19 protein-coding genes are annotated in these 18,391 nt (G+C 64.7%); 8 read left to right on the forward strand and 11 right to left on the reverse strand.

What is annotated here, in order from left to right; all coding sequences use genetic code 11:
* Positions 1–164 precede the first annotated feature (164 nt).
* From glmM to rnhB, 4 genes are read left to right on the forward strand one after another with little or no spacing between them, the layout of a single operon-like run.
* Entirely contained in the window at positions 165–1,505 is a 1,341-nt protein-coding gene (gene glmM, locus WG907_RS10830; RefSeq protein ID WP_340232784.1) for a phosphoglucosamine mutase, read from the forward strand.
* Positions 1,505–1,729 carry a DUF1272 domain-containing protein gene (locus tag WG907_RS10835; RefSeq protein WP_340232785.1) on the forward strand — a complete coding sequence of 75 codons (225 nt, stop codon included), beginning with the start codon at positions 1,505–1,507 and terminating at the stop codon, positions 1,727–1,729. Before glmM ends, WG907_RS10835 begins: the two co-directional genes overlap by 1 nt.
* The gene (thiD, locus tag WG907_RS10840) at positions 1,726–2,508 is read left to right on the forward strand and encodes a bifunctional hydroxymethylpyrimidine kinase/phosphomethylpyrimidine kinase (RefSeq protein ID WP_340232786.1); all 783 of its coding nucleotides are present in this window, start codon (positions 1,726–1,728) and stop codon (positions 2,506–2,508) included. Before WG907_RS10835 ends, thiD begins: the two co-directional genes overlap by 4 nt.
* Complete coding sequence (gene rnhB / locus WG907_RS10845; protein WP_340232787.1) at positions 2,501–3,100, forward strand: ribonuclease HII; 600 nt, start codon at positions 2,501–2,503, stop codon at positions 3,098–3,100. The genes thiD and rnhB overlap by 8 nt, the downstream gene beginning before the upstream one ends.
* Before the next feature lie 206 nt (positions 3,101–3,306).
* Here the strand turns inward: rnhB and WG907_RS10850 are convergent, their stop codons facing one another.
* Complete coding sequence (locus WG907_RS10850) at positions 3,307–3,651, reverse strand: ArsR/SmtB family transcription factor (protein ID WP_340232788.1); 345 nt, start codon at positions 3,649–3,651, stop codon at positions 3,307–3,309.
* Positions 3,652–3,938: 287 nt separating this feature from the next.
* On the opposite strand from WG907_RS10850, the gene WG907_RS10855 reads away from it, so the two are divergent.
* Positions 3,939–5,087 carry a site-specific DNA-methyltransferase gene (locus WG907_RS10855; RefSeq protein WP_340232789.1) on the forward strand — a complete coding sequence of 383 codons (1,149 nt, stop codon included), beginning with the start codon at positions 3,939–3,941 and terminating at the stop codon, positions 5,085–5,087.
* Positions 5,088–5,216: 129 nt separating this feature from the next.
* Positions 5,217–6,338, forward strand: coding sequence for a dihydropteroate synthase (folP, locus tag WG907_RS10860; protein WP_340232790.1), 1,122 nt, complete (start codon positions 5,217–5,219; stop codon positions 6,336–6,338).
* Positions 6,339–6,349: 11 nt separating this feature from the next.
* Here the strand turns inward: folP and WG907_RS10865 are convergent, their stop codons facing one another.
* From WG907_RS10865 to WG907_RS10880, 4 genes are all read right to left on the reverse strand, one after another.
* Entirely contained in the window at positions 6,350–6,751 is a 402-nt protein-coding gene (locus WG907_RS10865) for a GFA family protein (protein ID WP_340232791.1), read from the reverse strand.
* A gap of 296 nt (positions 6,752–7,047) precedes the next feature.
* The gene (gene purQ / locus WG907_RS10870; protein ID WP_340232792.1) at positions 7,048–7,722 is read right to left on the reverse strand and encodes a phosphoribosylformylglycinamidine synthase subunit PurQ; all 675 of its coding nucleotides are present in this window, start codon (positions 7,720–7,722) and stop codon (positions 7,048–7,050) included.
* Between the two features lie 11 nt (positions 7,723–7,733).
* Positions 7,734–7,967: a phosphoribosylformylglycinamidine synthase subunit PurS gene (gene purS, locus WG907_RS10875; protein WP_340232793.1), complete on the reverse strand. Its 234-nt coding sequence runs from the start codon at positions 7,965–7,967 to the stop codon at positions 7,734–7,736.
* Positions 7,968–8,062: 95 nt separating this feature from the next.
* Positions 8,063–9,622: a hypothetical protein gene (locus WG907_RS10880; protein ID WP_340232794.1), complete on the reverse strand. Its 1,560-nt coding sequence runs from the start codon at positions 9,620–9,622 to the stop codon at positions 8,063–8,065.
* Positions 9,623–9,748: 126 nt separating this feature from the next.
* Here WG907_RS10880 and WG907_RS10885 point away from each other — a divergent pair, with 126 nt between their 5' ends.
* Positions 9,749–10,501 (forward strand): sulfite exporter TauE/SafE family protein, encoded by a 753-nt coding sequence (locus WG907_RS10885; RefSeq protein ID WP_340232795.1) that lies wholly within the window; start codon positions 9,749–9,751, stop codon positions 10,499–10,501.
* Between the two features lie 18 nt (positions 10,502–10,519).
* Here WG907_RS10885 and purC read toward each other — a convergent pair whose 3' ends face one another.
* From purC to otsB, 6 genes are all read right to left on the reverse strand, one after another.
* Positions 10,520–11,302 carry a phosphoribosylaminoimidazolesuccinocarboxamide synthase gene (gene purC, locus WG907_RS10890; RefSeq protein ID WP_340232796.1) on the reverse strand — a complete coding sequence of 261 codons (783 nt, stop codon included), beginning with the start codon at positions 11,300–11,302 and terminating at the stop codon, positions 10,520–10,522.
* A 135-nt stretch (positions 11,303–11,437) separates the two neighbouring features.
* The gene (locus WG907_RS10895; RefSeq protein ID WP_340232797.1) at positions 11,438–12,727 is read right to left on the reverse strand and encodes an aminotransferase class V-fold PLP-dependent enzyme; all 1,290 of its coding nucleotides are present in this window, start codon (positions 12,725–12,727) and stop codon (positions 11,438–11,440) included.
* Between the two features lie 242 nt (positions 12,728–12,969).
* Positions 12,970–13,104, reverse strand: coding sequence for a hypothetical protein (locus tag WG907_RS10900; RefSeq protein WP_340232798.1), 135 nt, complete (start codon positions 13,102–13,104; stop codon positions 12,970–12,972).
* A 9-nt stretch (positions 13,105–13,113) separates the two neighbouring features.
* Entirely contained in the window at positions 13,114–14,520 is a 1,407-nt protein-coding gene (otsA, locus tag WG907_RS10905; RefSeq protein WP_340232799.1) for an alpha,alpha-trehalose-phosphate synthase (UDP-forming), read from the reverse strand.
* Positions 14,517–16,280 (reverse strand): glycoside hydrolase family 15 protein, encoded by a 1,764-nt coding sequence (locus WG907_RS10910; protein WP_340233044.1) that lies wholly within the window; start codon positions 16,278–16,280, stop codon positions 14,517–14,519. The genes otsA and WG907_RS10910 overlap by 4 nt, the downstream gene beginning before the upstream one ends.
* A gap of 108 nt (positions 16,281–16,388) precedes the next feature.
* The gene (gene otsB, locus WG907_RS10915) at positions 16,389–17,153 is read right to left on the reverse strand and encodes a trehalose-phosphatase (protein ID WP_340232800.1); all 765 of its coding nucleotides are present in this window, start codon (positions 17,151–17,153) and stop codon (positions 16,389–16,391) included.
* Between the two features lie 277 nt (positions 17,154–17,430).
* On the opposite strand from otsB, the gene WG907_RS10920 reads away from it, so the two are divergent.
* Positions 17,431–18,354 (forward strand): LysR substrate-binding domain-containing protein, encoded by a 924-nt coding sequence (locus WG907_RS10920; protein WP_340232801.1) that lies wholly within the window; start codon positions 17,431–17,433, stop codon positions 18,352–18,354.
* The last annotated feature ends 37 nt before the right edge of the window (positions 18,355–18,391 follow it).

Raw genomic sequence — 18,391 nt, forward strand, 5'->3', positions numbered from 1 at the left:
GCCATTCCCGGCGGGGCTTTTTTTGGCCGCACATTTGCCGGACCCTACAAAGAATCGTCTCATATGAAATTGCACGCCGGGACGGTGGCAAACCGGACCTATATCGCTATGGCCTGATCTTGGTTATCAGGGGCATTGTTGGTTCCCAGCGCGGCGAGGCAGAATTGAGCAGACGATATTTCGGCACGGACGGCATTCGCGGACGCACCAATGTATTGCCGATGACCGCCGATCTGGCGATGAAAGTCGGCATGGCGGCGGGCACGCATTTTCAGCGAGGCAAGCATCGCCACCGTGTCGTCATCGGCAAGGATACGCGGCTTTCGGGCTATATGGTGGAAAATGCGCTGGTGGCGGGCTTTACCGCCGTGGGCATGGACGTGGTGCAGTTCGGCCCGATTCCCACGCCGGCCGTCGCCCTGCTCGCCCATTCGATGCGCGCCGATCTGGGGGTCATGATCTCCGCGAGCCATAACCCCTATGAAGATAATGGCATCAAGCTGTTCGGGCCGGATGGCTATAAATTGTCCGACGAGGACGAGCTGAAGATCGAGGCGCTGCTCGATCAGGACATACCGCTCGCATCGTCGGCCGATATCGGCCGCGCCCGTCGGGTCGAGGATGCGCGCGGTCGCTATATTCACGCGGTCAAATCCAGCTTCCCCGCCGACCTGCGGCTCGATGGCCTTAAAATCGTGATCGATTGCGCCAATGGCGCCGCCTATCAGGTCGCGCCGTCCGCCTTGTGGGAACTGGGCGCAACCGTCGTCGCCGTGGGGGTCAACCCCAATGGCACGAACATCAACGATGGCTGCGGATCGACCGCGCCTGCGCTGTGCGCGGAAACGGTCGTCTCGTCGGGCGCGGACATCGGCATCGCCCTGGACGGCGATGCGGATCGGCTGATCGTCGTCGATGAGAAGGGCCAGATCGTCGATGGCGACCAGATCATGGCCTTGATCGCCGCGAATTTCGCGCGCGATGGCGTCTTGCGCGGCGGCGGGCTGGTCGCGACGGTGATGTCGAACTTGGGGCTCGAACGCTTTCTGGCGGGGCGCGGGATCGGCCTCGAACGCACCAAGGTCGGCGACCGCTATGTGCTGGAACGCATGCGCGAGGGCGGCTTCAACGTCGGTGGCGAGCAGTCCGGGCACATGATCCTGAGCGATTATGGCACGACCGGGGACGGCACGGTCGCCGCCTTGCAGGTGCTGGCCGCGCTGGTGCGATCGGGCAAGCCCGCGAGCGAGGTTCTGCACCAGTTCGATCCGGTGCCGCAATTGCTGAAAAATGTGCGCTTTGCCGGTGGCAAGCCGCTCGACCATGATGATGTGAAGCGCGTGATCGCGCAGGCCCAAGCGGAACTGGATGGCGTTGGCCGGCTCGTGATCCGGCCGTCCGGCACCGAGCCGGTGATCCGCGTGATGGCCGAGGGCGACCGCGAGGCGCAGGTGCGCGACGTGGTGGATCGCATCTGCGCGGCGGTCGAGAAGGCGGCGGCATAATGCTGGAAATGCGGCCCGATTGCGAGCGCTGTGGCGTAGACCTGCCCGCCGATGAGCCGGGCGCGTTCATCTGTTCGTTCGAATGCAGCTTCTGCGCGCCCTGCGCCGAGGCGCTGGACGACCGTTGCCCCAATTGCGGCGGCGAATTGATGGATCGGCCGACGCGCGTGGGTAAGGCGCTGGCGGACAATCCCGCATCGACGGTGCGCAAGTTTCAGGCATGACGCCGGCACGCATCCTCATCATTGCGGGATCGGACAGCGGCGGCGGCGCGGGTATTCAGGCGGACATCAAAACCGTCACGATGCTGGGCGGCCACGCCATGACCGCGATCACCGCGATCACCGCGGAAAATACGCTGGGCGTGCAGGCCGTCCATCCGGTGCCGACCGACATGGTGCTGGCGCAGATGGAAAGCTGTATCAGCGATATCGGCGTGGACGCGGTGAAGATCGGCATGATCGGCAGTGGGCAGACGGCGGCGGCTGTGGCGGCGTTTCTGTCGTCGGCCTTCCCGCGCGGGAAGGGCGGTTCTGAAGTGCCGATCGTTTTCGATCCGGTCATGGTGGCGACCAGTGGGTCGATACTGGCCGATGGGGAAACCATCGCGGCGTTCGAGGCGCTGATGGCGCTGGCCACGCTGGTGACGCCGAATATCCCAGAACTCGCGGCATTAGGCGGGGCGGATATCGCACGGCTCTTTTCGACTCTTATTCTCGCCAAGGGTGGCCATGGAGATGGCCCGATGCTCGCCGACCGGCTGATCGGCCCGGCGGGTGAAATCCGCGTCTGGTGCGATCCCCGGATCGATACGGTCCATAGCCATGGCACTGGCTGCACATTGGCGAGCGCGATCGCGACCGGGCTTGGTCAAGGGCTGGAGATCGAGGCGGCGATCGATCGCGCGCGGCTTTATGTACGCGAAGCATTGCGTCTCGCACCGGGACTAGGACAGGGTCATGGCCCGATGGGCGTGCCGCTGGGATTCGCCGCCAATGCCTGATTTCAAACATGAAAAGCGCCATCATCCGGGGCTCGTCGCCGGGGTGGACGAGGCGGGGCGGGGGCCGCTGGCCGGGCCGGTGGTCGCGGCGGCGGTGATCCTCAATCCGCGCACCGCGCCCAAGGGCCTGAACGACAGCAAGCAGTTGACCGCCGCGCGGCGCGCCGCACTGGAGCCGTTGATCAAGGCGAAGGCGGTGTGCTGGGGCGTCGGCGTTGCGAGCGTCGAGGAGATCGACCGGATCAACATCCTGTGGGCGACGATGCTGGCGATGACGCGGGCGATGGAATCGCTCAGCGCCGATTGCGCGCATGTGCTGGTCGACGGCAATCGGTGCCCGCAATGGCGCTGGGCCTCGACCGCGGTGGTGGAGGGCGACGCCAAATGCCTGTCGATCGCCGCTGCCTCGATCCTGGCCAAGGAAGAACGCGACCGGATGATGATCGCCGCGGCGGCAGATCATCCCCATTATGGCTGGGACACGAACAAGGGCTATGGCAGTGCGCGGCATCTGGCGGCGTTGCGAGAGCATGGGCCGACGCCGCTCCATCGCCGCAGTTTTGGTCCGGTGGCGCAACTGGTGCTGCTTTAGGATCTTCGCTGGTCGGCTTGATTGGCCTCCGCCATCGCTGGGATTTTAATTTTCGCGCGGAGGCGCAGAGGACGCGGAGATTGAGGTCTTCATGGTCGCCCATCGGTCGTTCTGGCGGTGATTTTTTCGAGAGGATCAAGTCCGCCTAGCTGCATTTGGGAAGCCATTCCCCGCGCCTCTGCGCGAACAAATCTTTGATAAAATGGTCAGGCCGGCTCGCCTAGTTCCTCCAGCGCAGTGAAACGCTGCGACCACAGCGCGCCGTACAGCGCCATCCAGCGCACGACCGGGGTCATGCCTTTGGCCCGCGCGGTATACCATGTCTCCCTGCCGATGCGGCGAACGGTGACGAGGTCGGCGCGGCGCAGCTTGGCCATGTGGCGCGACACCATCGGTTGCGACACGCCAGAAATGGCGGTCAGCGCATGCACGCTCTGTTCGCCCTCGCGCACCAGATATTCCAGCAGGCCCCGCCGCGTGCCGTCAGACAGAGCCTTGAAAATGGCGTCGCTGGATGCCGCCGATGCGCCTTGCGTTAACTCTGTTATCATGATGATTGCATAACCATCAGGTTATGCTTTGGTCAAGTCCGGCGTTCCAGGCGGCCCCTTCCTGCGCGTTAACCAAAAAAATCTTGCGCTGCCCGGCACGTGAGTCTTTACGGTCACACCACCTTATATGGAGTCCCGTGCCTGACCGCGACTCAATATGTCGTGGGTGCTCGCTTCGTTCTCGTGCGGTTAACCATTAACGCAAGCGTGCGCGCTAAGTCGCTGATCTTGACGGCGGACTCCCGAGGACTCATCGCTGGTACTCGACGACGAACGGGGGCTGGTTAATGGGTGTCATGGAACGCGTTGCGACGCGAAGGAAGAAGGCGGTAACGCTGGCCCCGGCGGAGGCGGCAAGGGCTGCAAATATCGCGACCGACTGTCTGCTGCGCGGCGACTGCATCGCGGAAATGGCGAAGCTGCCCGATGGCTGCATCGACATGATCTTCGCCGATCCGCCCTATAATCTCCAGCTTGGCGGCGACCTGTTCCGGCCCGAGGGCGGGCGCGTCGATGCGGTCGATAATGACTGGGACAAGTTCGACACCCTGGGCAGCTATGACCGCTTTACCAAGGCGTGGCTGACGCAGGCCCGCCGCATCCTCAAGCCCAACGGCACCATCTGGGTGATCGGCAGCTATCACAACATCTTCCGCGTCGGCACCGCGTTGCAGGATGAGGGGTTCTGGATCCTCAATGATATCATCTGGCGCAAGTCCAATCCCATGCCCAATTTCAAGGGCACGCGCTTTACCAACGCGCATGAGACGCTGATCTGGGCGAGCCAGGGTGAGGATGCCCGCTACACGTTCAATTATAAGGCGATGAAGACGCTCAACGACGAGTTGCAGATGCGGTCCGACTGGGTGCTGCCGATTTGCGGCGGGCAGGAACGGTTGAAGCGGGGCGGCACCAAGGCGCATCCGACGCAAAAGCCCGAAGCGCTGTTGTATCGCGTGATGCTGGCCAGCACGAAGCCGGGCGACGTGGTGCTCGATCCGTTTTTCGGCACCGGCACGACCGGCGCGGTGGCCAAGCGGCTGGGGCGCAAATGGATCGGCATCGAGCGGGAGGACGCCTATATCGAGGTCGCGATGGAGCGTATCGAGGCCGCGCTGCCGCTCGATGAATCCGCGCTCACCATCATGCAGACCGCGCGCCAGCAGCCCAAGGTCGCGTTCGGCACGCTGGTGGAAACGGGCTATCTCAACCCCGGCGCGGTGCTGACCGACATCAAGCGCCGCTGGAGCGCGACGGTGCGGGCGGACGGATCGCTATGCGTGGGCACGGATACGGGGTCGATCCACAAGATGGGCGCGATGCTACAAGGCGCGCCGAGCTGCAATGGCTGGACCTTTTGGCATCATGAGGTGGATGGGGCGCTCAAGCCCATCGATTCCCTGCGGCAGACCTATTTGCTGGCCAACGAGCCTTGAGGCACGACGTCCGTTCGCCCTGAGTAGGCCCTGAGCTTGTCGAAGGGGCGTATCGAAGGGTAGGGCGATGCTTCGATACGGGGCTTCGACTTCGCTCAGCCCCTACTCAGCACGAACGGAGTTTTAGCAGTGTTGCCGCCTCTTGCCCCCGATGCCCGGCTCTACCTTCGCCCCGTCTGGTTCGTGCCGTCGCCGTTCGGGCTGGCCGATGGCGCGGCGGCGCGGATGGGCAATGGGCTGATCTGGTTTCAGGGCTACGAACTGACGGCCTTGCGGGGCGGCGAGCGACTGGCGCGGGTGACGGTGCCGGTCGCGGACTTTGTGGCGGCGGTGGCGGGGTTGCCCGATCCGCTCGCCGAACGGGCGCTCCGGTTGGCGGCGAACATTTCCGCGACGCGCGCGCCGCTGGCGCTGGGGGACCGCATGATCCGCTTCGATGCGCCACAGGTCATGGGTATCCTCAATGTGACGCCCGACAGTTTTTCCGATGGCGGCAAGCATGTCGGCGATGCGCAGGGTGCGGCGGATGCGGGCTTTGCCATGGCGGCGGCGGGGGCGGCGCTGGTCGATGTCGGCGGCGAATCGACTCGTCCCCGTGCGGAAAAGGTGTGGGAGGGCGACGAGATCGCTCGCGTCGTGCCGGTGATCGAGCGGCTGGCGGCAGCCGGCGTGCCCGTGTCGGTCGACACGCGCAAGGCCGCGGTGATGGAGGCGGGACTTGCGGCGGGGGCGGCGGTCATCAACGATGTGAGCGCGTTGCGCCACGATCCGCGCAGTCTGGAGGTGGTGGCGGCGTCGGGTTGCCCCGTTATCCTTATGCATGCGCCGTCCGCCGGGGACGATCCGCACGAGAACCCGCAAGGCTATGGCGATGTCGTCGCGGACGTGTTCGACTTTCTGGAGGCGCGTGTCGCCGCCTGCGTCGCGGCCGGCATCGCGCGCGAGAGGATCATGGTCGATCCGGGGCTAGGGTTCGGCAAGTCGCTGGCCGATAATCTGGCGCTGGTAAATGGCCTCGCGACCTTTCAGGGGCTGGGCGTGCCGCTGCTGTTCGCGGGCAGCCGCAAGCGCCTGATCGGTGCGCTGTCGAACGAAGCGATGTCCGCCGACCGGCTCGGCGGATCGATCGCGCTGGCGTTCCGCGCGGCGGAGCAGGGCGCGCAGATGGTGCGGGTGCATGACGTGCGGGAAAGCATGCAGGCGCTGCATGTGTGGCGCGGGCTGGCGGATGCGGGGCTGAGCGCGGTTTAGGGGGGCTGGCGTTACGGGAATTGCGGCAAATCATCCTGAATTTCGTACCAGTCGGCCTTCGAGCCGACGAAATAATGCGCGGTCGGCGGCGCTGCCAGCGGCGTATCGAGCGTCCCCAGCCGCAAGCGCACGACGTCCGGCATGGCATCGCGGCGGCTGATGATCGGTGAACCGCAATTGGCGCAGAAGAAGCGATGAACGCCCGGCGAAGAATCAAATGCCTTCAGCGCGGATTCACCGTCGATGATGACAAAGTCATTGGTCGCGACGGCCGCATTGGTGGCGAATGCGGTAGCGCTTGCCTTTCGACAACGCGAGCAGTGGCAGTAGATCGCCGCGCCAATCTCCCCGCGAACTTCGTATTTCACCGTGCCACAGAGACAGCTGCCTTTGTACATGACAAATCCCATCATTGCTTCGCCATGGTGGCGCGTAATGTGCCCCAGGCTATCAAGAAATCAGGGGATCGGACAGGATGATCTGTTTGGCCCCGTTGCAAAAGATATTTGGGGGAAAATTGACGCCCGAGTTTGGCCATCGGGCCTTTTAGACGCCGAAATCGGGTTAGATCAGGTGCCCTTTCCCCTCGATGCCGCCGCCATACCGCCGCAATGGCGGCCTGGCCATCCGATAGCCTATGCCGCATCAGCGTCGCACAGATGGTGCTTATCGATGTGAACGGCAGCGCCGGCTTGTCCATCGCGCGGGATCAGGTGCGGGCCAGCAACCCTTCGACCAGTCCTTCGAACAGCCGTCTGCCGTCGGTGCCGCCATGGGCCGGTTCGATCACGCGTTCGGGGTGGGGCATGAGGCCGAGGACATTGCCGCCCTCGTTCAGAATGCCGGCAATGTCGCGGGCCGAGCCGTTGATGCCGTCGGCGTAGCGGAACGCCACGCGGCCTTCGCCTTCCAGCCGGTCGAGCGTGTCGGCGTCGGCGAAATAATTGCCGTCATGATGGGCGACGGGATAGGAAATGCGCTCGCCGGTCTCGTAACGGCTGGTGAACGCGCTTTGGGCGTTCTCCACGGTCAGCGTCACGTCGCGGCAGACGAAATGGCCGCGCGCATTGCGCAGCAGCGCGCCGGGCAGCAGGCCGCTTTCGGTCAGCACCTGAAAGCCGTTGCATATGCCGAGGACAAACGCACCGCGATCCGCCGCCTGCGCCACCGCCTGCATGATGGGCGATCGCGCCGCCATCGCGCCGGATCGCAAATAATCGCCATAGGAAAAGCCACCGGGCACGCCGATCAGGTCGATATCCTCGGGCAGTTGCGTGTCGCGATGCCACACCATGGCGGGTTTGCTGCCCGTCGCCGCCTCGAAAGCCACCGCGAGATCACGGTCGCAATTGCTACCCGGAAAGACGATGACGGCGCTCTTCATCATAGGGCTCCTTAGGCGACCTTCTCGATGCGGTAATTTTCGATCACGGTATTTGCGAGCAGCTTGCGGCACATGGCGTCGATATCCTCGTCGCTGGTGCCGTCGGCCAGGTCCAGCTCGATGAGCTTGCCCGCGCGCACGTCGTTGACGCCGGCAAAGCCCAGGCCGTCGAGCGCATGATGGATCGCGCGGCCCTGGGGGTCGAGGACTCCGCCCTTGAGGGTGACGAAGATGCGGGCTTTCATGAGGCTTCAAACTCCTTGGCGGCTCTCGCGCTCGCCCTAGGGATCATGCACCGCTCAGGCAAGAGTTTATGCTTTGCGCCGGGCGGCTCCGCGCGTCAGCGTTCGCGCCGCTCGACGCGCAGCGCCCGCCAGCGTTTGGGCTGGACGATGGTTTCGATCCAGCTTCGTTCCAGCGGCACCAGAGCGACGTCGCGATAGCCCGGAGACGGCGGCAGGCGGCCGCCCGCCCGTTCCACCGCTTTGCTGGTGATGCCGCTCAGCCGATAGCCGCCGGGCGGAGGATTGCCGGTGAGCGTCGGGGCGAGGCCAGCGACCTGGGAGCGATAAGACAGGCGAGCGGCCATGTTTTCGGGCGCTGCATAGGTGCCGGGATGGGCGCGCATGAACCCGACCGCCGCATTTTCGATGAGCCCCCCAGGGCGCGCCACGAGGATCGGGACCACGCCGCCGATCAGCACGAGCGCGAACAGGCCGATGGCGCGGCGCTTAAGGTCAGGGCGCGCCATCATCGCGCCGAGCGCTAGCGCCAGCCCGACCTGCGTCGCCGCGACGACGGGCAGATAATAGCGGGGCTGCGGCCGCAGCGTGAAGATCCAGGTGACCGTCAGATAACAGCCAAGCGCGATCGCGATGAGCAGCGGCACCGCATAGGGCCGCAGGTTCAGCCGTTGTCCACGGCGCAGGAAGGGCAGGGCGACCAGCCCGCAGGCTAAAGCCACGAACCCGAAATCGGGATCGATCAGGAAATCGCCGATCGGGTTGATCGGCCAGAAGATCTTCGTCGGGCCGGCGGGAATCCAGCGGCTCGCCAGGTCCGGGTTCAGGAACGGGCTGCCGCCGGTATAGACGCCCCCGCGCAGATGGGCGCTGAAGATGTGGATATGATTTTCGCCGACATGAAGCCGGTAGAGCGGATCGCCCGTCTGCCACCATAGCCAGCCGATATCGGCCGCGATGGGTAGCGCCAGCGCGCCGCCCAGCACAAGATAGTCGCGGCGCGGCATGCCGGGACGGACAATCGCCGCCCAGATATAGCCAAGCGCCAGAAAGCCGATGGTCTCGCGGGTGACGATTCCGACCCCGAGCGCGAGGCCCGATAGCGCGAGCAGGCCGAGCCGGTGGAGCGCGCGCGGTTCGCGCCGGGCGGCGATAAAGGCGACGAGCGAGAGCGTTCCCATCGACAGCTCGACGATTTCGGGAAAACAGCTGGTCGCCATTTTGTGCAGCACGGGCGAGACGATGACGAGCGCGAGCCAGATGCAGGCGGCCCTTCGCCCCGTCCAGCGTGCCATCGCGATGCTGCTGGCCATCACGAACAGCGCGTAGAAAAAGCGGGGCACGGCGAGCAACGCATCGAGGCCGGGGCCGGCGATGTGGAAGGAAAGGTCGATCGCGGCGATCAGGGGGACGCGCAGCGCCCAGTGGGTCGACCCGGCGCTGGGGCCATTGCGCCACCAGTCGAGCGCGATGTCGAGATAGCGCTGGTCGTCGCTTGGCCCGCCCATGAAGCCGATCGGGTGGATGAAAAGGCTCAATTGCGTCAGGACGAGCGCCGCCAGCCCGAAGCGGATCGCGAAGGACCGGCTTTCGAGCGCCCGATGGAAGGACGTGGCACGATCATCCGCACGCGCAGACCCAAACTCGCTTCCGTGCATCCCAACTCCCAAAGACTGTCGGGGTGAAGACGCCGCCGCGCCGCAGCGACCGTCACAAAGGCCCGGTTGCTGCCAGCGCGTATTTTCCGCTTGCGCCTCGCATGGTCGTCGGCCGATGCGGTCAGGATGGATCAGAGCCCCGCTTATTATCTGTGCGCGATCTTTGCGGTGGTCCTGTCCGGCCTCGCCAAGGGCGGTTTTTCGGGCGTCGGGGCGCTGGCCATGCCGGTGATGGCGCTGGCGATCGACCCGGTGCGCGGCGCGGCGATCCTGCTGCCGATCCTGATCGTTCAGGATGCGGTGGGCGTATGGGCCTTCCGCCGCTCATGGGACGGGCCTGTGCTCAAGGTGATGCTGCCCGGCATGGCGGTGGGGGTGGCGCTTGGCTATCTGTTCGCGGCGCAGGTGTCCGAACGCGGCGTGCTGGGCGCGGTCGGCGGGATTTCGCTGCTGTTCGGTCTGCACCGGCTCTGGACCGAGCGGGGCGGGGCGATCGTGCTGCCTTCGAGCGCGCCCGGCTGGACCGGCACATTGTTCGGGGTGATCAGCGGCTTCACCAGCCAGATCGCGCATGCCGGCGCGCCGCCCTTCCAGATGTGGGTGCTGCCAAGGCGGTTGCCGCGCGACATTTTCGTCGGCACCTCCGCGATCGCTTTCGCGGTGATGAACTGGATGAAGCTGCCCGCCTATGCGGCTTTGGGGCAATTCACCCGCGCCAACATGCTGGCGACGGCCATGCTGGTTCCGGTGGCGCTCGCATCGACGATCGCGGGCGTCATGCTGGTGCGCAAGGTCGATCCCGCGCGCTTCTATACGCTGATCTATCTGCTGATGGTGGTGCTGGGGTTCAAGCTGCTGGCCGACGCGCTGCTCTTTTGAGGAGCGCGTCGGGGCAGGTCAGTCCTTGCTGCGCTTCTTGCGGTGGGTGTCGAGGTCGAGCACGGTGGTGTCCAGCCCCTCGGGCAGCAGGCCGAGGCGACGGGCCACTTCCTGATAGGCCTCGACTTCGCCGCCCAGGTCGCGGCGGAAGCGATCCTTATCCAGCTTTTCGTTGGTCACGGCGTCCCACAGGCGGCAACCATCGGGGCTGATCTCGTCGGCCAGGATGATGCGGCTGTATTCGCCATCGAACAGGCGGCCGAATTCCAGCTTGAAGTCGATCAGGCGGATGCCGATGCCGGCGAACAGGCCGCACATGAAATCGTTGATGCGGATCGCCATGTCGGCGATGTCATGCATTTCTTCCTGCGTCGCCCAGCCGAAACAGGCGATATGCTCTTCGGACACGAGCGGGTCGCCCAGCGCATCGTCCTTGTAGCAATATTCGATCAGCGTGCGGGGCAACTGCGTGCCTTCCTCGATCCCCAGTTTCTTGCTGAGCGACCCGGCGGCGACGTTGCGCACGACAACCTCGATCGGCACGATCTCGACCTGCCGCACCAGCTGTTCGCGCATGTTGAGGCGGCGGATGAAGTGCGTGGGGATGCCGATCTGGCCGAGCAGGGTGAAGATATGCTCGGAAATCCGGTTGTTGAGCACGCCCTTGCCGGAAATCGTGCCCCTTTTCTGCGCGTTGAAGGCGGTCGCATCATCCTTGAAATATTGGATGATCGTGCCCGGCTCGGGCCCTTCATAAAGGATCTTTGCCTTGCCTTCGTAGATCTGGCGGCGACGGGCCATACGCGTTCCTGCCTCTTTACAAAACATTCGCCCCGGCAATCGCGAATCGGGAAGGATCAGCGGGTGCCGGGGCTGCTGGAACTGGCCCATAGAACAAAGCACCGGGGCGCGCAATTGCAGGGCGCTGGCCCCGTATCAGCTGATGCCGTTCATGCGGCGAAATTCGTCGTACAGGCCAAGGAAGCGATCGATATCCGCCTTCGACAGGAAATAGGGGGTGGCGAGGCGCAGCTTGCTGGGATTGCCGCCGCGCACGCGAACCTTGTGCGTTTTCCACAGCCAGTCCTGCAACGCCATGCGCTGTACCGGGGGCACGTTCACGGTCGCGATGGCGCAGCGCATCGCGGGATCGGGCGAGGTCCAGCTTTCCGCGCCGCGCTTCATCATTTCGGCGTGGATGTAATCGGCCAGCATGCGGTGGCGGCGCTCGATCCTGTCCATGCCGATCTGGTCGGCGAACGCGATGGCCGCGTTGAGGCCCATCAGGGTCGGGATGCAGGAAGAACCGATCTGCATATAGCGATCTGCCTTGCGCGTTGGATCATCATAGCCGCCGGTGACGACCGTGCTCCAGACCCGGTCCATGACGCCTTCGTCGCGCAGATAGAGGAAGCCCGTGCCCTTAGTCGCGAACAGCCATTTATGCATCGATCCGGTGTAGATGTCGCAGCCGATGTCCGCGAGGTCGACCTTCATCATGCCGGGCGCATGCGCGCCGTCGAAGGCGGAAATGATCCCCTTCGACCGGGCGAGCGCGGCGATCTCCTTGGCGGGCAGAACGACGCCGGTCGCGGTGCTGATATGGCTGACGAAGATGATCTTCGTTCGCGGCGTGATCGCATCGTTGATGCGGTTGAGGATTGCGGCGGCGTTCTTCGCGGGCTTGGGCATCGCGAATTTCTTGACGACCACGCCGTAACGGCGCGAACGGAGCATCCAGGGCATTTCGCCTGACCCATGCTCCTCGTCGCTGATCAGCACCTCATCGCCCGCCTTCATATCGAAGCCGTTGGCGACATAGGAGTTGGCTTCGGTGCAGTTGCGCAGGATCGCCATCTGGTCGACCTGCGCCACCATGAAATCGGCGAAGGGTTTGCGATACTGCTCCCACGCGCCATAGCCCCAGATCGGATAATCCTCCGACCCGGCCTGCGTCATCTGCTCGGTGGATTCAAAGCCGTCGAAGATCGCCCTGAGCACCGGGCGCGGCGAGGAACCGACGGTGCCGACATTGAGGTTCACGACATCGGCGGGGATCAGGAACTGCTTGCGCAGCGCCGCCCAATAGGCGTCCTCATTCTTGCCGTAGAGATCGGTGGCGGGAAGCGCGACCGGCTTGAGCGCCTGCGCCAGCAACGGTTCGCCGAGCGAAGCGAAACCCCCGGTGAGCGCGGCGGAACCGAGGAAGGAGCGGCGGTCGAACATGGACACCTCGCATCAGCCCGGCCGCCCGCGCCGGACGAGACGTAGGGATGCCGTATCGAGGAGAACGAGGGAGCGGGGCGAAATCCGCAATAAGCGGGAGGCGAAACTGGAAGGGGAACCCGGCGTTCGCTGTATGACGCGGATGGGTGGTTAGGGGACTGGCGGCTTTTAGCCCTCTCTCGCTTTCGCGGGAGAGGGCTCGAAATATGTCAACAAATACTCTTCATCAGACCCGACCGATCCTACAGCACATCGCCGAACATCGCCCACACCATGACGACCCACGCCACCAGCCCGACCACGCCGATGATGACGCCTGATCGCGCGCGGATGGCGGGCCACAGGCCGCGCGGCTCATTGTCGTCCTCTTGGTCCATGGCGGGGGACTAACCCGCCGCCGGTTCCGGTTCAACCGTCGGCGCGTCGCGGCGGACGGCGGAGAGGCGCGAGGTGAAGCTGCTGCGCCACCAGCTGATGTCCTGCGTTTCCACGCTGTCCATCATCGCGCGCCAGCGTTTCTTGCGTTCGTCCAGCGGCATGGCGAGTGCGCGCAGGATCGCGTCCGACATTTCCTCGGGGCTGTAGGGGTTGATCAGCAGCGCGTCCTTGAGCTGCATCGCCGCGCCCGCGAAGCGAGAGAGGATGAGGACGCCGGGGTCTTCGGGGTCCTGCGCCGCGACATATTCCTTGGCGACGAGGTTCATGCCGTCACGCAATGGCGTCACGAGGCCGATCTTCGCACTCCGGTAAATGCCCGCCAGCTTGTCGCGGGGGTAGCCCTGGTTGACGTAGCGGATCGGCGTCCAGTCGACATCGCTATATTCGCCGTTGATGCGGCCTGCGAGCGAATCGAGCGTGGCGCGGATCTTCTGATAGCTTTCCACATCCTCGCGGGAGGGCGGGGCGACCTGGGTCAGCACGACCTTGCGATGATATTCGGGATGATCCTTGAGGAAGCGGGCATAGCCGCCGAACCGCTCTTCGAGGCCCTTGCTGTAGTCGAGCCGGTCGACACCGACGATCATCGCCCGGTCCTGAAGCGAGCGGCTGACGGTTTCGAACATATATTTCGCATCGTCGCTGACGGCGGCATCGGCGAACTCCTTGGCGTTGATGCCGATCGGGCAGGCTACCGCCTGGATCGTGCGGTCGCCCAGCGTCACAAAGTCTCCGGCGACGGTTCCGCCCATTTCCCGCTCGACATAATGGCGGAAGGATTCGAGCCATTCCTCGGTGTGAAAGCCCACGACGTCATAGGCGAACAGCGCCTGCACCAGCTTGGTATGATGGGGCAGCGAGACGAGCAGGCGCGTGGGCGGCCACGGGATATGGAGGAAGAAGCCCATCCGGTTGTCGAGCCCGCGATCGCGCAGCATCTGGCCGAGCGGGATCATATGATAGTCATGGACCCATATGATGTCGTCCGGCTCGATCAGCGGGCTGACAGTCTCGGCGAAGCGACGGTTGACGCGGTTGTAGCCGCCCTCGAAATCGCGGGCATATTCGGCCAGGTCGATGCGAAAATGAAACAGCGGCCACAGTGTCTTGTTGGCATAGCCATTATAATATTCGTCGACATCCTGCTCTTCCAGATCGATCGTCGCGGTCTTGACGCCCTGATCCTCCGAAAAGCCGATATGGCCGGTGAAATGATCGGTCACCTCGCCCGACCAGCCGACCCAGATGCCCCGGCTCTCACGCAAGGCTTGCGACAGGGCGACGGCGAGGCCGCCCTGATTGCCCGATTTACCGGGCCGGCTGACGCGGTTGGAAATGACGATAAGGCGGCTCATCGCATGGCGCTCCAGGGTTTGCTCAACAAAACGGCGCAGTTGATGATGCCGACCAACGAGTAGGTCTGGGGATAATTCCCCCATAATTCGCCGGTTGCCGGGTCGATATCTTCGGATAACAGCCCAGCGGCGGTGCGGCGCGACAGCATCTCCTCGAACAGGGCGCGCGCTTCTTCGCCGCGGCCCGTGCGGTGCAGCGCCTCGATCAACCAGAAGGTGCAGACGTTGAAGGCGGTGACCGGCTCGCCGAAATCGTCGGGCGCGCTGTAGCGCAACATGTCGTTGCCGCGCCGCAGATCGGCTTCCAGCGCGGCGAGCGTACCAGTGAACTTTGGATCATCGGCGGTCAGGAAACGCAGGTCCAGCAGCTGGAGGAGCGAGGCGTCGCGGGCGTCATCCTCGAAATTGGCGGAGATGGCGCTGCTTTCGGGACGCCAGGCGGCGTCGAGAATGCGAGCCTTCATAATCCGTGCTCGCTCGTTCCAGTGCGCCTCACGCTCAGTCAGGCCGAGCGCGCAGGCGGCGTGCGCAAGCCGGTCGGCGGCGGCCCAGCACATGACCGCGCTATAGCTGTGCACATGGGTGCGGGTGCGCAACTCCCACAGGCCGGCGTCGGGCGAATCATAGACCTGCCAGGCGCGTTCGCCGACGGCTTCCAACGATTCGAAGTCGGCTATGCTTGCCATGCGCAACAGTCGCTGGTCGATGAATCCCTGCACTGCGGACAGGACGATCTGGCCATAGGCGTCGTGCTGGATCTGCGAGTAGGCGGCGTTGCCCACGCGCACCGGCCCCATGCCGCGATAGCCGGGCAGCTTGTCGGCTTCCCACTCGTTGAGCTTCGCATTGCCGCGCACATCGTAAAGCGGCTGAATATGCCCACCGCGCGCGCCATCGACGATATTGCGCAGGTACAGAAGATAGGTTTCGAGCACGTCGAGCGCGCCTAGCCGGTTGAGCGCCTCGACCGTATAATAGGCGTCGCGCACCCAGCAATAGCGATAGTCCCAGTTGCGTCCCGAATCGGCATGTTCGGGAATGCTCGTCGTCAGCGCCGCGACGATCGCGCCCGTTTCTTCATGCTGGCATAGTTTGAGCGTAATGGCAGCGCGGATCACCGCTTCCTGCCATTCGGCCGGAATGGCGAGGCCGCGCACCCATAGCTGCCATTCGAGGATGGTATCGTCGAGCATCCGCTCGATTTCCGGGCGCAGCGCGTCGGAAAAACTCTCGTCGGGGCCAAGGAAGAAATGCAGGTCATGTTCCAGCCGGAACCAGCTTTCCTGCGCGATCAGGCCGATCGGCGCATCGGTCGACAGGCGCATCGCCATATGGGTAAGGACCAGCCGGATATGATTGGAGCCGTAGGTGATCGGCACATCTTCCGCGTTCCAGGCGGTGGTCGGGCGCAGGCGCACGCGCACGCGCGGGCTGCCCGATACGGGGCGCGCGATACGGGCAAAGGCTACCGGACGATAGATGCGGCCCTTGCGCCGGTGGCGGGGACAAAAATCATAGACATCGATCGCATTGCCCTGCGCATCGGTCTGGCGCGTCACCAATATGGGGGTGTTGCGGATGTAATGCTGCGTGATCTCGACGCAGTTTTCCAGCTCGATCGCCCAATAGCCCTTGGCCTCGTTCCAGTCTTTATCGTCGAGTAAGGCGGAGAAGAGCGGATCGCCATCGACGCGGGGCACGCAGGCCCAGATCATGCGCCCTGCGCGATCGACAAGCGCCGACGCCTGGCAATTGCCGATGGGCCATAGATCGAGCGAGCGGTCTGCTCCGGTATTTAGGCTGTCGCTGGCGCTGTTGATCGTCGGCCCCCTTTGCTGTCATCTGGCCGGGGCGACGTTCATCGACCGTCAGGTCAGGCCGGTCGCTCCCTTAGTCAGATAATGCCTGACGGCCCCGACCTGTTCCAACGACCAGGACGCATGGGTCGATCTTTGCGGTCCAACCAATATGCCGCCACCGCCCAACTGTGTCGCGGCGGCGAATCCTTCCTCGTCCGTCACGTCGTCGCCGATGAAGAGGGGAACGCCGCCCTTCATCGGATCGCGCGCCATGAGGGCATGCACCGCGCTGCCCTTGTCGGCCCCGCCGGGGCGCAGTTCGAACAGCATCTTGCCGGTCTGAACCACGAGCCCATGCGCGACCGCGATCGCGTGGGCGAGATCGCCGGCGGCCTCGCCCCATTGCGGCGCGCCGCGAAAATGAAGGCCGACGCTCAGGGGTTTGCGTTCGACCAGCATGCCGGGCTTGTCGCGGCAAAATGCCTCGAACAACTGTGTGGCGTCATCGATGGCCGGCAAGCGACCTCCCGCCTCGATCTCGCCGCCGGGCTGCGCAAATTCGAGGCCATGGGTGCCGGCCAGCAGGAAGTCGCCAAAGCCGAGCGCGCGCAAGGTCACGATTGCGCGACCGCTGACGATCGCGAGCCGCCCGGCCAAGCCGTTACGAAGGCGCAACAGCACGTCTATCAGCCCGGCATCGACCACGACCGCATCGGGGGTCTCGGCGATCGGCGCGAGCGTGCCGTCGAAGTCCAGGAACAGCGCCGCCCCGCTCAGCAGGGCGAGCGGTGGCGGCGGCAGGTCGGGAAGAGCGGAGACGCGGGATTCGGGCACGGCGGCACAGTGGCGCGCGCGGCTGATTTGGCAAGTCCCGCCCCGGCTTTTTCGGCGTCTTTTATCAGCGGCATCGCGCCTCGGCCTTCCACGGCGCCGACCAGGCGACGCGGTGCAGGACGCAGAAAGCCTGCATGATCTTACGGAGCATGATAATGTCCTTCCGGGTAACAAAGCAGCGAAACGAAGATGTTTCGCCCGCGTTCTTTGGTCGCTTTCCGTAGGGTTGGCCAACAAAAGGCTGGACAGGTCAAATAAGCTCTCCTTATCTATCGCGATGTCGTCCCTGCCGCCCCTCTCCGCCGTCCGCGTGTTCGAAGCCGCCGCCCGGCTGGAGAATTTCACCGCCGCCGCGCGGGAATTGGGCATGACCCAGGCGGCGGTCAGCTATCAGGTGAAGCTGCTGGAAGAACGGCTTGGCCTCAGCCTGTTCCAGCGGGCAGGGCGCAAGGTCGTGTTGACCGACAAGGGGCGGGAGATCGCGCCGGTCGTCATCCGCGCCTTTGACCAGATGCGGCAGGGCTTCGCGGCGCTCGCGCAGGATCATGCTTCGGTGCTGACCATCAGTTGCACCAACAGCTTCGCCCATCTGTGGCTCGCGCCCCGGATCGGGGCGTTCCAGATGACCCATGCCGATCTGGCGGTGCGGATCCAGGCCGACGATGCGGTGGTCGATCTGGCCCGCGACGGCGTCGACATCGCCATTCGCGGGGGCAGGGGCGACTGGCCGGGGCTGGAGGCAAGGCTGTTGACCCACAACCGGATCGCGCCGCTATGCAGTCCCGGCTGGCTGGCGCGCCATGGGCCGGTCGCGGACGCGGCGGCGCTGCACGCGATGCCGCGCCTGTCGCCCGACGATATGTGGTGGCATGAATGGTTCGCGGCCATGGGCGTGGAAGCCGACCCCGGCGACGTGCGCGCCGCCATCGCGCTCGACAGTCAGGTGATGGAGGGGCGGGCCGCGATGGCGGGGCAGGGGGTGGCGATCGTCAACCTGTTCCTGTGGAAAGCGGAAGTCGAAGCGGGCCTGCTGGTCGAGGCTGTGCCATCCTATGTGCGCGAACGGGCGAGCTATTGGGCGGTCTATCCGCCCCACGCCCGCAACGTGCCCAAAGTGAAGGCGTTTCGCGACTGGATAAGCGCGCAATTCGCGGCCGAGATCGCGGCGGACCCGGATGGGCGCTATCTGCCGCGACAATAGGATTGGTCTGACCCCTTTGCCATTGACCGCCGCCCTG

The organism is Sphingobium fluminis (assembly GCF_037723805.1).
Taxonomy (GTDB): domain Bacteria; phylum Pseudomonadota; class Alphaproteobacteria; order Sphingomonadales; family Sphingomonadaceae; genus Sphingobium.

What these genes read in the sequence shown, in the direction of transcription:
- WG907_RS10835 (WP_340232785.1), top strand. Translation starts at nt 1,505, where the DNA reads ATGCTGGAAATGCGGCCCGATTGCGAGCGCTGTGGCGTAGACCTGCCC.
- thiD (WP_340232786.1), top strand. Translation starts at nt 1,726, where the DNA reads ATGACGCCGGCACGCATCCTCATCATTGCGGGATCGGACAGCGGCGGC.
- rnhB (WP_340232787.1), top strand. Translation starts at nt 2,501, where the DNA reads ATGCCTGATTTCAAACATGAAAAGCGCCATCATCCGGGGCTCGTCGCC.
- WG907_RS10850 (WP_340232788.1), bottom strand. Translation starts at nt 3,651, where the DNA reads ATGATAACAGAGTTAACGCAAGGCGCATCGGCGGCATCCAGCGACGCC.
- WG907_RS10855 (WP_340232789.1), top strand. Translation starts at nt 3,939, where the DNA reads ATGGGTGTCATGGAACGCGTTGCGACGCGAAGGAAGAAGGCGGTAACG.
- WG907_RS10865 (WP_340232791.1), bottom strand. Translation starts at nt 6,751, where the DNA reads ATGATGGGATTTGTCATGTACAAAGGCAGCTGTCTCTGTGGCACGGTG.
- purQ (WP_340232792.1), bottom strand. Translation starts at nt 7,722, where the DNA reads ATGAAGAGCGCCGTCATCGTCTTTCCGGGTAGCAATTGCGACCGTGAT.
- purS (WP_340232793.1), bottom strand. Translation starts at nt 7,967, where the DNA reads ATGAAAGCCCGCATCTTCGTCACCCTCAAGGGCGGAGTCCTCGACCCC.
- WG907_RS10880 (WP_340232794.1), bottom strand. Translation starts at nt 9,622, where the DNA reads ATGCACGGAAGCGAGTTTGGGTCTGCGCGTGCGGATGATCGTGCCACG.
- WG907_RS10885 (WP_340232795.1), top strand. Translation starts at nt 9,749, where the DNA reads ATGGATCAGAGCCCCGCTTATTATCTGTGCGCGATCTTTGCGGTGGTC.
- purC (WP_340232796.1), bottom strand. Translation starts at nt 11,302, where the DNA reads ATGGCCCGTCGCCGCCAGATCTACGAAGGCAAGGCAAAGATCCTTTAT.
- WG907_RS10895 (WP_340232797.1), bottom strand. Translation starts at nt 12,727, where the DNA reads ATGTTCGACCGCCGCTCCTTCCTCGGTTCCGCCGCGCTCACCGGGGGT.
- WG907_RS10900 (WP_340232798.1), bottom strand. Translation starts at nt 13,104, where the DNA reads ATGGACCAAGAGGACGACAATGAGCCGCGCGGCCTGTGGCCCGCCATC.
- otsA (WP_340232799.1), bottom strand. Translation starts at nt 14,520, where the DNA reads ATGAGCCGCCTTATCGTCATTTCCAACCGCGTCAGCCGGCCCGGTAAA.
- WG907_RS10920 (WP_340232801.1), top strand. Translation starts at nt 17,431, where the DNA reads ATGTCGTCCCTGCCGCCCCTCTCCGCCGTCCGCGTGTTCGAAGCCGCC.